General features: G+C 39.7%; 11 protein-coding genes. 1 reads left to right on the top strand and 10 read right to left on the bottom strand.

The annotated features are described in order from the left end of the window. Positions 1–69: 69 nt before the first annotated feature. From JOC77_RS10520 to JOC77_RS10505, 4 genes are all read right to left on the bottom strand, one after another. Positions 70–801: a MurR/RpiR family transcriptional regulator gene (locus JOC77_RS10520; RefSeq protein ID WP_204542879.1), complete on the bottom strand. Its 732-nt coding sequence runs from the start codon at positions 799–801 to the stop codon at positions 70–72. Positions 802–985: 184 nt separating this feature from the next. Further along, complete coding sequence (locus JOC77_RS10515; RefSeq protein ID WP_204542877.1) at positions 986–2050, bottom strand: C45 family autoproteolytic acyltransferase/hydrolase; 1065 nt, start codon at positions 2048–2050, stop codon at positions 986–988. A 202-nt stretch (positions 2051–2252) separates the two neighbouring features. Further along, positions 2253–4130, bottom strand: a complete 1878-nt coding sequence (gene htpG / locus JOC77_RS10510) for a molecular chaperone HtpG (RefSeq protein WP_204542875.1) — start codon at positions 4128–4130, stop codon at positions 2253–2255. Between the two features lie 381 nt (positions 4131–4511). Beyond that, positions 4512–5111 carry a class I SAM-dependent methyltransferase gene (locus JOC77_RS10505; protein ID WP_204542873.1) on the bottom strand — a complete coding sequence of 200 codons (600 nt, stop codon included), beginning with the start codon at positions 5109–5111 and terminating at the stop codon, positions 4512–4514. A gap of 263 nt (positions 5112–5374) precedes the next feature. On the opposite strand from JOC77_RS10505, the gene JOC77_RS10500 reads away from it, so the two are divergent. Then, positions 5375–5908, top strand: coding sequence for a hypothetical protein (locus tag JOC77_RS10500; RefSeq protein ID WP_204542871.1), 534 nt, complete (start codon positions 5375–5377; stop codon positions 5906–5908). 185 nt (positions 5909–6093) lie between these two features. Here JOC77_RS10500 and JOC77_RS10495 read toward each other — a convergent pair whose 3' ends face one another. The 6 genes from JOC77_RS10495 to JOC77_RS10470 all read right to left on the bottom strand — a co-directional run bounded on the left by JOC77_RS10495 (position 6094) and on the right by JOC77_RS10470 (position 13564). After that, positions 6094–7536, bottom strand: coding sequence for a glycoside hydrolase family 1 protein (locus JOC77_RS10495; protein WP_204542869.1), 1443 nt, complete (start codon positions 7534–7536; stop codon positions 6094–6096). Between the two features lie 66 nt (positions 7537–7602). Then, positions 7603–9465, bottom strand: a complete 1863-nt coding sequence (locus JOC77_RS10490; protein WP_204542867.1) for a beta-glucoside-specific PTS transporter subunit IIABC — start codon at positions 9463–9465, stop codon at positions 7603–7605. A 346-nt stretch (positions 9466–9811) separates the two neighbouring features. Continuing rightward, positions 9812–10645: a BglG family transcription antiterminator LicT gene (gene licT, locus JOC77_RS10485; RefSeq protein ID WP_204542865.1), complete on the bottom strand. Its 834-nt coding sequence runs from the start codon at positions 10643–10645 to the stop codon at positions 9812–9814. 217 nt (positions 10646–10862) lie between these two features. Further along, on the bottom strand, positions 10863–11840 hold the full coding sequence (locus JOC77_RS10480) for a tetratricopeptide repeat protein (RefSeq protein ID WP_204542857.1): 978 nt from the start codon (positions 11838–11840) through the stop codon (positions 10863–10865). Next, positions 11777–12817 carry an SEC-C metal-binding domain-containing protein gene (locus JOC77_RS10475; RefSeq protein ID WP_204542855.1) on the bottom strand — a complete coding sequence of 347 codons (1041 nt, stop codon included), beginning with the start codon at positions 12815–12817 and terminating at the stop codon, positions 11777–11779. Before JOC77_RS10475 ends, JOC77_RS10480 begins: the two co-directional genes overlap by 64 nt. 219 nt (positions 12818–13036) lie before the next feature. Beyond that, on the bottom strand, positions 13037–13564 hold the full coding sequence (locus tag JOC77_RS10470) for a response regulator (RefSeq protein ID WP_204542853.1): 528 nt from the start codon (positions 13562–13564) through the stop codon (positions 13037–13039). Between the last annotated feature and the right edge of the window lie 21 nt (positions 13565–13585).

The following is a 13585-nucleotide window of genomic DNA, read 5'->3' as shown; positions in this document are numbered from 1 at the left end:
TGAAAGCGGATTCTTACATTTTGTCAGCACATTCACATACGGGTTTAATATAAGAAAAACGCCGTGTATTTATACACAGCGTTTTCGATAGGCTTCTACGAGCAAGCGGCCGACAATCGCCATTGGGACAAAGTTTGTCGTGTTGTAACCATTCGTTTCTTCCTTTGGTGCATAACAATATAGCATCAGATCGGCAAGATTAGAAAGTCTGCTTTTACCAAAGTGGCTGATTCCAATCACTCTTGCCTCCTGCTTTTTAGCAAGTACCGCAAGATCTAAAGTCTGCTCCGTTTCACCTGACTGACTAAGTAAAATAACAACATCCTTTTTTCGGAAATGCTGAAGGGCAGCAATATTCTCATGACGATGCTCAGAAAAGGTCACTTCCTTATGGAATGCTTTAATATTCATAACTAGAAGCTCGCTTATTGCCGCCTGGGCTCCTGCACCAAATACGAGTAATCGCTGAGACGCTGCCATCCAATCCGCTGCCTGTCCGATCATTTTCTCATCCACTAGGTCCCAGGTTTTATCCAGTTCCTGCCTAAATGAGCTCTCCTCCTTTTTCAAGGCAGAAAGCTCATCCTTTAATCGCAGTTTCAACTGTGTAAATCCTTCATACTCCAGCTTCTTCATAAGGCGCATAATGGAATTAGGAACCGTGAATGTTTCCTTTGCCAAGTTCTGAATCGACATACCCACCACCAACTCACGGTGACTCAATATATACTCAATAATCTGTTCTTCCAAATCTGTTAATTGAAATTCATGCTTTCGATATCGTTCTTCCAGCGTAAGCATTATGCGTCCCTCACCTTTAGGATCCATTACTCGTTTATTTATCTCGATATTTTCATATATAAGCTGACCACTCTTTGAGTCAGTATTCTTCCCCTTTTAACATGATAAAACCATTCCATTCAAATTTTATATGAACTGCCATTCTCTAAAAGGTTAGAAAGCACACACACCCGGCCCTTATCAACTACCTTTTAAACCAGTCCGCATTTTCATCCATATGAACAAACGGGATGTCGGTATCAATCTCCCCAGTTATTCGTTTAATCTTTACATCCTCCCCCTGAAGCCATTTAGCAAAGTCGAATTCAACCGGCTGCTGGTCTCCGCCAAGCGCCATCCATGTTTTCATCTCTCTAGGAAAATAGGCAGATGTATGAATCGTTCCCGCCCAGCTGCTATACAGATTAGAAAAGACTCCCTGAGCAGGGTCATTTAACAGTCTGAAGGCCTTTTGAGCGCTAGACAGCCTCTCCTGCTGTTCTTGCATAATTTCCAGTCTGCGTTTTGAATCTACAAGATGATTCCGGTTTTCATGCTTCAAGATTTCAAAATGATTGGTGCAGGATCTCGACTGACGAACCTCCACTCCTCTAGGAGAGGTCTCGATGATATATGTCTCATTGCTCTTATCGTGTACAATGTAGCTGAACGAATGGCGGTGAGGGATCTCCTTCAGCATCGCAACTGCTTCCTCTACATTGGCGCATGCTTCTAATATAAGACGTCCGATCATGCAGCAGATGAAGCCGTCTCCTGGATTTTTGCGGTGCATAAAGTTATAGCCGATAGCAAGCCCCTTTTCATTCATCCCATCCATTCGGCCGGTAACCCGCTGGCTTGGTCCAGCAATCGCATATCCCTGATCCTCAGGCTGGTAAAATACATACCGCCCTTCATAGGTTTTTGGGTGATAATCATAGTTACGGATTAAATAATGATCTCCAGTTAAAATGGAACAGCCTGACTTGACATAATCCAGGCGGTAGCCGCCAAACTCCTGAAGCACACTTTCCATCGGCCACTCCAGAGCAGCCTGCAGCCCCAAAAGCTCGTCCCAGACGCCAGGAGCAAAGGGCATAATCGCTTTTTTCACTTCTTGTGCCGAAACGGTAAATCTAGGCTTTCTCACCTTCCATTGATTTTCCCGATTTTTAACGGTCAGTGAATCTTTTATCCTTTCACCCTGATAGCATCCAAAATCATAATGTGTTCCCCTAAACTGAATCACATCGCTATATATCTGTTTCATGGTGTTCCCTCATTTACAGTGATATTATATATAAACAATAAACGAATAAGGTAAAGCCCTTCACCTCATCCCCGTATTTTCTTCCTTCCATTATAATATTGATACAAGGATTTCTGTTGGTCAATTAATTGAAATGAGGAGGATTTAACTGCAAAAAAGCATGGGAAATCTACCCATGCTTGATTGTAAGGGGCAAAAAAGATCACACCATTACTTTGCATATATCATTCGTAAACTCTACTGGATCTTGGATGGTCAGGCCTTCAATCAGCAGCGCTTGATTGTATAACAGATTAGTATATAAATTTAACTTCTCTTTATCTTTTTCAAAGGCATTTTTTAAGGATTGGAAGACCTCATGATTGGTGTTAATTTCTAACACTTTTTCAGCCTCTACATTCTGGTTGTTAGGCATAGATTTCAATATTTTTTCCATTTCTATGGAAACCTGGCCGTCCGCAGCGATACAAACGGGATGTGATTTTAATCGTTTTGATGCCCGTACATCCTTTACTTTTGAGGATAAAACGTTCTTCATATAATCAAAGAGCTCTTTATTTTCGCCGTCTTCTGAAGCATCCGTCTGATTATTTTCTTCCTCAAAACCCAGATTTCCGCTTGATACAGACTTGAATTCTTTTTCCTTGTACGACATGAGCATTTGAATGGCAAATTCGTCTATATCATCGGTGAAATAGAGAATTTCATAGCCTTTGTCAGCTACTAATTCGGTCTGTGGCAGTTTTTCAATTCTTTCCTGCGATTCTCCTGATGCATAATAGATATATTTTTGTTCCTCAGGCATCCTATTAACATATTCATCTAAGGTTACGAGCTTCTTCTCTTTTGAAGAGTAGAACATTATTAAGTCCTGCAAAGCTTCCTTATGAGTACCGTAGTCACTGTACACTCCGTATTTTAACTGTCTGCCAAAGGCTTTATAAAATTCTTCGTATTTCTCTCTCTCATTCTTCAACAAGCCTTGCAATTCACTTTTAATTTTTTTGCTGATATTTTTCGCGATCAGCTTTAGCTGCCGGTCATGCTGTAAAATTTCTCTGGATATATTAAGAGATAAATCATCTGAATCAACCATTCCTTTGACAAAGCTAAAATGGTCAGGAAGAAGATCGGAGCATTTATTCATAATTAATACACCATTTGAATAGAGTTCCAGTCCTTTTTCATATTCCGAAGTATAATAGTCGAAAGGCATTTTCTCTGGAATAAATAAAATAGCGTTATATCTAACAGCTCCGTCTACACTAACATGTATATGCTTTAGAGGCTTGTCAAAACCGTAATGCTTTTCTGCATAAAAATTCTCGTAATCTTCTGAAGTGAGTTCACTTTTATTCTTTTTCCAGATAGGAACCATGCTATTGACGATCTGCTCTTCTTTCAGCTCTTCAAATTCATTTTCGCTGCCTTCTTTAAGCTTTCTCTCGGTCACATCCATTTTAATAGGATAGCGGATGAAGTCAGAATATTTTTTGATGATCGCTTTTAAACGGTATTCTTCCAAGTACTCGTCATAGCTTTCTTCTTCCGTATTCTCTTTAATTTTTAAAGTGATTTCAGTTCCTGCTGTGTCCTTTTCATACGGCTCAATTGTATAACCGTCAGCACCTGAAGATTCCCACTTATAGGCAGTATCGCTGTCCAAGGCTTTAGTAATGACAGTAACTTTATCAGCTGTCATAAAGGCGGAATAAAACCCAACTCCGAACTGGCCGATGATTTCATGGCCGTCTTCCACTTGGTTTTCTTTCTTAAATGCTAAAGAGCCGCTTTTGGCAATAATTCCAAGATTATTTTCAAGCTCTTTCTGCGTCATGCCAATCCCAGTATCCGAGATGGTTAATGTTCGATTATCTTTGTCCGCTGAAACCTTTATGTAATAGCTGTCCTTGTCGAAGCTTAAACGCTCATCTGTCAGCGCCTTATAATACAATTTATCAATGGCATCGCTGGCATTAGAAATTAACTCTCTTAAAAAAATTTCCTTCTGAGAATAAATCGAATTAATCATCATTTCTAAAAGCCTTTTAGACTCTGCTTGAAATTGTTTGGTCTGCATTTAACGATCTCCTTTCGAAATTCAACTTATTTATTTTACATACGTTCATTTTAGCACTCTGCGCAGACGAGTGCTAATCAATATTTAAATAACATATTAAGGAGTTTGGTGTCAATCATTATCGTTAGGATTTCTCCGGATGCTCGACATATTAAAAAGGCATATGCTATGGGGAGAATTGAAGTTTACGAGAGCTATATTGAATGTTACGGGGAATTCAGAAATTCACAGGGGTTTCCAGCTTTTTATTGGGATTTTGTCTGCACTGCCCGTATATGAATTCTAAGCCCCGTGTGGATGAGGCAAACAATGCAGTCGAAAAAAGCATCTTTTAACATAAAGATGCCTTTTTCCAAATGCTTTATTCTTGAAAATCCACTTTTATCCTAATCGATAGATTAAAAATCTCTCATTCATATTGCGTGCATACTCGGGCAATTCAATTTCTTTAATGAGTTGAAAATCCGTATCGTTTTCTAGATAGTATATATAATCAAGCGGTGGATAGTACAATATCAGCTCAACTTGCCGATTAAATTCCTCCACAGACTGGAGAATATGATTGACTACTTTTATAAACACCTTCCCGGAAAATGGATTAAAAAAATAAAAGCGGTTATCCGATGGGTCAATGCTGTAGTCCTCCGCCAGGCAGCAGCGAAATTGAATGTTATTACGAATCATATTGCCTTTGAAATAAGTATTCCGATTTTTTACAGCATCCTCATAGAAACCCTCATCCATTTCTATCCCAATAGCAGAAGAATTGAATAAGTGATGAATATAAAAGTTTAACCTGCCTTTCCCGCATCCAAAATCAACAACCCGGTCATGGCTATTCAACTCGTAATGACTAAATAATACTTCTAGCGCGCTATACGGTGTTGGTTCGTACCGATGATAATGCAAAGATTTATGAAATCCCTGCTGGTCTCCTGCCGTCTTGATGTTGAGCAGCTTATCGTAATAATATTCTTTCATGTTAACTCCTGTCTCTTTCTCTATCTTAAAGTTTCTATCTTCTTATTATACCTAATCGTACAGCAAGAATATTTATCCTCGCTCTCGCTATTTGTGTCTATCCGGGTTTCGTTAACAAATAGCTATTTCTTCCTTACAATCTATCACGAAACCAGGCGCTGACTTCCCAGCACATACAATTCTCTAAAACTATTACTATTTTTCAGTGTCATATTATGAGCTTCTCTCATAGGATATAAAAAATAAAAGAGAGAAGGAATGCAATGAATCAGTCAAATTCCCTTCGATTAAGTCCTCCTCAGTTCACTTATTTTAATGAAGTCAAGAATTCAATAGGTAAAGATCCGCTTGTTAATGTAAAAGAAATAAAAGAGCTTCCAAATGGTGAATATCTTATCCCGGTTATTGTACAAGGCAGCAGTAAAGCCAGAGCATTGGCTGCTATTCTAGAAAATCGAAAACACTTTGGGAACATCGTAGTAAATACAGTGGTGATCGTTCGCGGGAAAACAGTAAAGCCACTAAAAAAGAATTTTACTCCGCGCCAGCTTGAGGAATTATTTGACCAAGCCTTAAATACAAACCGCTATTTTAAAATGGCTGTATCACGATCTATTACTCCAGGTACAATCGGATTATTCCCCGTTTTTTCAAAAAGAGTCATCCAATTTTTTAACGATGACTTATCCGATCTATACAATAATTTTAATGGGGTTGCTGCCAATGTCTTCCGAGATGTATTGAAAGCTGAAATTAATAATATTCCGATAAACCCTTCAACAGCATCAGAGAAATAATCTAAAGGGCTAGCGGACCTCGCGTACGAGCTAGCTCAATAGGTTTGAGAGCAAAAATTCCAATCTGTTAGCAGCTTTTAAGTTCAGTTGCTGATTTAAAGATTAGACTTGGTTACAAGGGCTTTTCTCAGATAACTGAAATTGCACCTAAAAAAACGCCGGCTTAAACCGGCGTTTTTGAATGATTATAGATTTTCACCATTTGTTGAAATGACATCTTTATACCAGAAGAAGGATTTTTTCCTTTTACGTTCTAATGTTCCGCTGCCGTCATCATACTTGTCCACATAGATAAATCCATAGCGTTTAGAGAATTCGCCAGTTGATGCACTTACAAGGTCAATGCAGCCCCAGCTTGTGTAGCCCATTAGTTCAACCCCGTCTTCAATGGCTTCGCGCATGGCTTTGATGTGCTCGCGCAGGTAGTCAATTCGGTAGTCATCATTGATGGAGCCATCTTCTTCGACTTTATCGTACGCTCCAAGGCCGTTTTCAACTACGAATAAAGGTACCTGATAGCGGTCATACAGTTTGTTCAATGAGATTCTAAGACCAATCGGATCGATTTCCCAGCCCCAGTCACTTGCTTCGAGGAAAGGATTTTTAACGCCGGACATGATATTTCCCTGGGACTTTTCAAGTTCAGTTTTTTCTTTTTTCTCGGTCCGTGACATGTAATAGCTGAAGCCAATATAATCAACGGTGTGTTCTTTAATTAGTTCCAGGTCGCCTTCCTGGATATCAAGCTTAATGTTGTGCTCCTTAAAGTATCGTTTAATAAAGGCTGGATATTCTCCACGGACCTGTACGTCAGCGCAGAAATGATTGAACAGCCGCTCTTCCTGTAGGGCATACATCACATTCTCAGGATTGCTGTCGTAGGAATACACCGGTGCATATATGATCATACAGCCGATTTGGGCATTTGGGATAATCTCATGGCAGGCTTTCACCGCAATGCTGCTTGCCACGAATTGATGATGGAATGCCTGGAATGTTGGCTGGTACTTATCTTCTTCTTTTTGGATGGAGAAGCCAAGTCCCATGATCGGCATTATCAATCCGCTGTTAATTTCATTAAATGTCATCCAGTATTTCACCTTATTTTTATAACGATTAAAGATGGCATTTACGTATCTTTCAAAGAACGTAACAACTTCCCGGCTTCTCCAGCCGCCATATTCCTTCACAAGATTTACCGGCATTTCGTAATGAGAGATGGTAACAACCGGTTCGATCCCATGGTTATGCAGCTCATCAAAGACTCTATCGTAGAAAGCCAGGCCGAATTCGTTCGGTTCCTGCTCATCACCATTTGGAAAAATTCTTGTCCACGCAATGGACATGCGGAAAACCTTGAAGCCCATTTCAGCGAAAAGAGCAATGTCCTCTTTGTAACGGTTGTAGAAATCGATGCCTTCATGATTCGGGTAGCTGTATTTGTCTTTGTCGATTTCAAAGTTAAATCCAGGTTCCTGCAGAATGGTCAGTCTCTTTTTTCCACCTGGAAGAACATCTGCAATATTTAACCCCTTGCTGCCCTCATGAAAACCGCCTTCCATCTGATTAGCAGCTGTAGCTCCACCCCATAAAAATCCTTCTGGAAATCTCATATAAGTCTGTGTCATTGTATGTCCTCCCGTTTATAATTATTTAAGTAACCCAGGGGGCAATTTCCCCTGGATATGCCACTCTTACACTAATAAAGCCATAAATTTTTCTTTTGTATTTATTTTCCCTTCTTTTACCGGCGAAATAGATTGATAGCGGTCGGTATTTGTTATGATCACAGGAGTGATAAGGTCATAGCCTTCTGCTTTAATAGCCTCCATGTCAAATGTTACAAGCGTTTTGCCCGCTTCTACAAAATCTCCATCACTTACATGTGCAGTAAAGTACTCTCCATTAAGCTTAACCGTGTTTAGACCTACATGTATCAGGATTTCTGCCCCATTTTCACTTGTAATACCAATCGCATGCTTTGTTTTAAAGATGGTTGTTACTTTACCTGCTACAGGCGATACTACCTTCCCTTCTTCTGGCTTAATAGCAATACCCTGTCCCATAATTCCTGTGGAGAAAGTAGGATCGTTTACTTCACTAAGTGAGACAACTTCACCTTTAATTGGGCTGTACAGCTCTTCAGCTGCAACGATTACCTTGCGTCCATTAGTTTCAGCTTTTTCAGTAGCTGGCGCTTTGCCTTCTTCTTCACTTTCCAAATCTTCAAACCCAAGAATAAATGCTGAGATAGCACCAGCCGCGAAAGCAATTGGGAACCCTAGCACAGCAAGTACAAACGTTGAACCGATAAAGGATGCGATACCTGGAAGTCCGACATTTCCGCCTAGAATAAAGTATTTTACTCCGACGGCACTATAGTAAGCTCCTCCCACAGCTCCGCCAGCCAGTGCACCGATAAAAGGCTTTTTCAAGCGCATATTTACACCATACATAGCTGGTTCAGTTATCCCCATAAGAGCTGTAAGACTTGTAGTCATCGCCAGGGATTTAAAGGATTTATTTTTAGATTTCAGTGCTACTGCGAAAGCTGCACCCGCCTGGCCCATATTTGCCATAAACATGGAAGGCAGAAGGAAGTCATATCCTTTTGTGGCAATGTTGTTCATCGATATTGGAATGAATGCATAATGCATACCCGTCATGATGATGAGTGACCATGTGCCGCCTAATATCAGGCCTGCAAAAAGGCCTGTGTTAGCAAACAGTGCGCCAACTCCCATAGAAAGCCAGTTTCCTATAATTGAACCAAGCGGTCCCACTGCAATTAATGTAACAGGTACAATCACAAGCATTGTTAATGTTGGAACAACAATGAGCTTGAACATGCTCGGGATCACTTTGTCAATCCACTTTTCTACATAAGAAGCAATCCAGACCGCCAATAGAATTGGGATAACGGTAGATGAATACGTAACAGCAGTTACGGGAATTCCGAGAAAGGCAACCTTCTCACCGGAGCTTAACAAAGCCGTTATAGTTGGATGCAGGAGAGCTGCACCGATAGCTGCCGCTACATATATATTGCTGCCGAACTTTCTGGCTGCACTAACCGCCAATAGAATTGGGAGGAAGTAAAACGCTCCATCTCCGATAGCATTTAGAATGATATAGACTTGACTCTTATCCGAAAGCCAGCCAAATGTAAGAGCAATTGCCAGCAGCCCTTTAATCATCCCGGCACCGGCGATGGCTGGCAGGATTGGTGTAAATACACCTGAAATGACATCAAAAATTCCGCTTAAAACATTGGTCTTTTTTCCTGACTGTTTACTGCTTCCTTCCAGTTTAATAGAAGTGTTTTCTAAAATAGCGTTATATACTTTAGGAACATCATTGCCGATAATAATTTGGAATTGCGCACCGCTGATATTCGTACCCATGACACCTGGCACCTTCTCCAGCTGTTTGCGGTCCACTTTGCTCTGGTCAGCCAGATTAAATCTAAGTCTAGTCATACAGTGAATAACATGGTGGATGTTTTCTTCTCCGCCGACTAATTCAACAATACTGATAGCCATTTTCTTGTAGTCCATCCCAGGACCCTCCCTTTTGGTAAAAAAATAACCTGAACAGCTCCTGGGCACAGATAAAATAGTGCCAGTCAGCTGTTCAGGTTTTGCCTGCCCTTGCCAGTAACAATCCTGATAAACGGTGTATGAACTTTGTACGATCCATATTGTACGGCCAATACACTATGGAGAAATTTAGGATTGACAGGTTCAAGGGTATAAAAAAAACCCAAACCATGAGATACCTAAGTACCTTATGGTTTAGGTTTTGCCTGCTTAACCAGTAACAATCCTAGTAAATTAATTAATTTATAATTAAATTTTAGCATGCGCTTTCATTTTATGTCAACGCTTTCTTTTTGTTCTTTAATTAATTTCTGTTCACAACCCTGGCAATATGAATCGTTAAATAACCCATCTCTTCTTTAGTCAATGTATGTTTATGTGTTTTTTCAATATACTCCTTAATCTTCATGACACAGGCAAAGGCAGCTATATGCTTTTCTTTCACCATTTCGTAGAGAAAATCATCCTGGCTGTCTAAGTTGGTCTCACTGAAAAGACGCTGTGCGAAGAATTTAAGATGAGTTAAGAACCGGTAATAATTCAAAGATTCTTCATCGATCTCTATTTTAAAATGATACTTTACTATATTTAGTATATCCTGAGTTAATTTCGTAATATTTACTACATTAGGCATCTCTTCGTTCAACTCGGCATTGACCACATGCATGGCGATAAAACCTGCCTCATCCTCGGGAAGAGAAATCCCCAGTTTGTTCTGGATCAGGTTCAGCGCTTCTAAACCAACAGCAAGCTCCTCTCTGTATATTCTTTTAATTTCCCAAAGCAATGCATTAGAGATGGTAATCCCTTTTTTATGCCTCTCAATTGCAAAATTAATATGGTCTGTTAATGATACATAAATACTTTCATTCAGGTTTTTACCTAGTCTTACTTTCGCAAGATTGATAATTTCCTCGCAAATCTCCATATATTCCATTGGAACTTCATATAATAAGGTTTTAAATTTTTCCGAAACATCCTTACTGTCTAATTTAAAAATCTTCTCGACCTTGGATTCATCCACCATGTCGCCAGCCTTCTTTTGAAACGCCAGGCCTCTGCCCATTACAACTAATTCCTTATTTTGATTGTCCAGGACACTGATCACATTATTATTAAATACTTTTGCGATTTTCACATGTATCACCTTTATCCCGAAAATTGTAAGAAAATAAATAAAACCTAAAACTAATAAGGGTACATTAGCTTTAGGTTTTGCCTGATTTAACAGTAACAATCCATAATCTCAAATATATTAAAAAAATTCTATCATCATTTCAAGCTTCAAGCAATTATTTTTAGATGTTCTGGTAAAAAACCCTTCCACACTTCAAATGCGAAAGGATTTTTTCTATTTAGCTGGATCCGGCCGCAAGCCATTCTACCAATTCCACATGCCGCTCCCATAAATGAATATGCTCAACTGCATACACAGCTGCCTCTGATTCGCTTCCCAGGATATAGGAATTGACTTCTTCATTCGGGAGTTTCTTTTTGCCTGTTAAATAATCTATGACAAATGGATTCAACGCTTTCGCCCTTTTTATTAATCTTTTGGTTTTTTGAGTTAGTCCATTTTTTACATATTCAATGAGCAAGTTATTAAATGCTCCATGTGCGTTTGATTCTTCATTATATTTCTTCAATAAAGCCTCCGCTTCTTGAATATGACCGGCTTCTACATACGCTGTAAACAATCCATACCTTACACCTTGGTTGTCACCCGGGTTTAGTTCGAGAAGCTCTTCATACTGGGCTACAGCTTCTTGAAGTCTGCCCAGTGTTTGCAATAGCGCTGCATAAGTATATTTAACCCTCATATATGGACGGGTTTCAGTAAGCCCCCAAAAATATCCCTTATTATCCCTGATAAATGACTTACCAAGCTCTTTCTCCCCTGCCTCAAGACCGGCTTTATATAAGCTGAGCCTTTCCTCAGGATTCTTTTCAGCTTCTGCCAGAATAATGTAGGCATCAGGACTATTGGGATTTAATTTTAATGCCTCTTCTGCCAGCTGCAGCCTCCTTTTTCCTGTCGCCTCATATGCATCAAATAAGAGATCCTGTGCTTTTTCTTTTGTAGATAATTTGTTTTTTGTACATTTAGGATTATTAATTTTGCTGTTTAGATACTCCTGAATCTGATCCATCGATTCAAAGTTCTGCTCACTTATCCCACGCTGAAGCTGAAGGAGCTCCCGCTCAAGATCAGCTTGTGGTATCGGCAGATTGTTTTCCATATTATCTTGAAAGTTGTCCCGGTAAAGATCTAACTCTGTTCTTTCACGTATCTCCAGCAGTTCATCAATCTCATCAGATAAAACATGCTCCATATCCTTAAATCTCGTAGATATACTAGCAGCGGAAACACCGTATCGTTCTGCGAGGTCCTTTGTGTATAATAACCGCCGAAAGGAACTAATTTATCAACTAGATAAATTAAAGCAGCTTCATATATTTCAGATTTTTTGATTACGGGGTTTTTTCGCGAGCAAAAATCACTCCACAAACACACACCGACACGAAGAAATGCCTCATCCTGTCCTTCATCCATCATGAATTCCTTAAAGTTTTCTGCTACTTCCTTATGTTTTTCCGAACTCCATACCAGCTCCTCAGCTTCTCCAAACATACATAGATGGAGCACCTTTAAAAATGATTCAGCCATGAATTCTTTAGGATCTTCTGTCCCGCTAGCCTCATAGATACGGAATACAGAATTCTTCAAATTCTGTGAGTGCACAGCTGGAGTGTCAAGAAATGTTGAAAAGCAGATGGAGTTGTCTCCGGCGGGTAAAATAACTCCTAATACTAGGCCGCCAATGTCAACTTGTATACCTTTATCCTTCACTTTCATCTTATATTCTTCTTTTGTGAATAGATCCTCCACAGTAACCAAAAGATCCCCGACCTGTTGCTTTATGACTGTAATAGATGGCCTTCCAGACTTCCATTTCTGGAGTATATCCTTTATTCTTGGACGGTAATTCCTTTCGTGCTTATCTGCATACTCAGCCATTATAGTTGTCCCATTGATCTCTACACAAAAAATAAACCATATGACGGCAAAAAAGTGGAACATGTCCCGGGCTTCATCAGGAATATCAAATGACTGATAGTACTCTTCTAATGAACTTTCCATTTCTCTTTGGTAGTAAGCCATAGCATAGCTCATAATATCTGCTATCATCTCATTCAGCTCATCTTCAATAAGAAGTGCAAGCGACATGATATTATCCTTCCCGCAGCATTTCTTATATTTTTTTCCGCTCCCACACGAACAAGGATCATTGCGTCTAATAACCGACATTATTCCATTCCTTTCAAGCTTCTTTTTAACCCTATAATAACAAACTCTACGGATAGAGTCTTCTGAACATGAGTATGTATCCTTAGAGGTTCAACCCGTAATACAGGAACAAAACAAAAAACTCTTTCCCACTATTGAAAAAGAGTTCAAATAAATATTATATATCTTCTCATCAAGCATGTTCCATAAAATGAGGATTTCCTTGCAAACGATTGCCTTCTATCCTGCTGGCATCTTTATTTTTTCAATTATGGTTGAAAAGTAATGCCGGACCGTTCCAATGGAGTTACTTTGCTCTTTCGAGTCAGAATCATCGGTTTTAAGCTCTTGATGGATATCCCGTTCGCTTTCAGCAGCTTCATCCATGAGTTCCGGAGAGTATATCCGCTCACCTGCCATAATGCCTCGAATTGAGCAGACTAATTCCTCGCTCGGGCTGTCCTTCAATAAATATCCTCTCACACCAGCTTCAAGAGCACGTTGAAAGTAGCCTCTCCTTGCGAATGTTGTTAAAATGATTATTTTACAGCCAAAAGGCTTTAACGTTTCTGCTGCCTCGAGCCCGCTCTTTTCGGGCATCTCTATATCCATGATACAAATGTCCGGCTGTAAGCGGTGAATAAGTGTGAGTGCCTCTTCTCCATTGCCTGCCTGCCCTACTACTTCCATATCATCTTCTAAGTTAAGCAAAGATCCAATTGCCCCTAACAGCATTTCCTGATCCTCAGCAAGTACAATTCGAATCATTTACATAGCTCCTTTTCGGGC

The sequence above is a fragment of the Peribacillus deserti genome, from assembly GCF_016909175.1.
In the GTDB taxonomy this organism is placed as follows: Bacteria; Bacillota; Bacilli; order Bacillales; family DSM-1321; genus Paraperibacillus; species Paraperibacillus deserti.
Note: the sequence above shows the minus strand (reverse complement) of the source record. Positions and strands in the feature narration are given on the sequence as shown.

Bases quoted from the DNA above. Each gene is read 5' to 3' on its own strand.
- JOC77_RS10515 (WP_204542877.1), bottom strand. From the start codon at position 2,050: ATGAAACAGATATATAGCGATGTGATTCAGTTTAGGGGAACACATTAT.
- htpG (WP_204542875.1), bottom strand. From the start codon at position 4,130: ATGCAGACCAAACAATTTCAAGCAGAGTCTAAAAGGCTTTTAGAAATG.
- JOC77_RS10470 (WP_204542853.1), bottom strand. From the start codon at position 13,564: ATGATTCGAATTGTACTTGCTGAGGATCAGGAAATGCTGTTAGGGGCA.
- JOC77_RS10520 (WP_204542879.1), bottom strand. From the start codon at position 801: ATGCTTACGCTGGAAGAACGATATCGAAAGCATGAATTTCAATTAACA.
- JOC77_RS10500 (WP_204542871.1), top strand. From the start codon at position 5,375: ATGAATCAGTCAAATTCCCTTCGATTAAGTCCTCCTCAGTTCACTTAT.
- JOC77_RS10495 (WP_204542869.1), bottom strand. From the start codon at position 7,536: ATGACACAGACTTATATGAGATTTCCAGAAGGATTTTTATGGGGTGGA.
- JOC77_RS10490 (WP_204542867.1), bottom strand. From the start codon at position 9,465: ATGGACTACAAGAAAATGGCTATCAGTATTGTTGAATTAGTCGGCGGA.
- JOC77_RS10505 (WP_204542873.1), bottom strand. From the start codon at position 5,111: ATGAAAGAATATTATTACGATAAGCTGCTCAACATCAAGACGGCAGGA.
- JOC77_RS10480 (WP_204542857.1), bottom strand. From the start codon at position 11,840: ATGGAGCATGTTTTATCTGATGAGATTGATGAACTGCTGGAGATACGT.
- JOC77_RS10475 (WP_204542855.1), bottom strand. From the start codon at position 12,817: ATGTCGGTTATTAGACGCAATGATCCTTGTTCGTGTGGGAGCGGAAAA.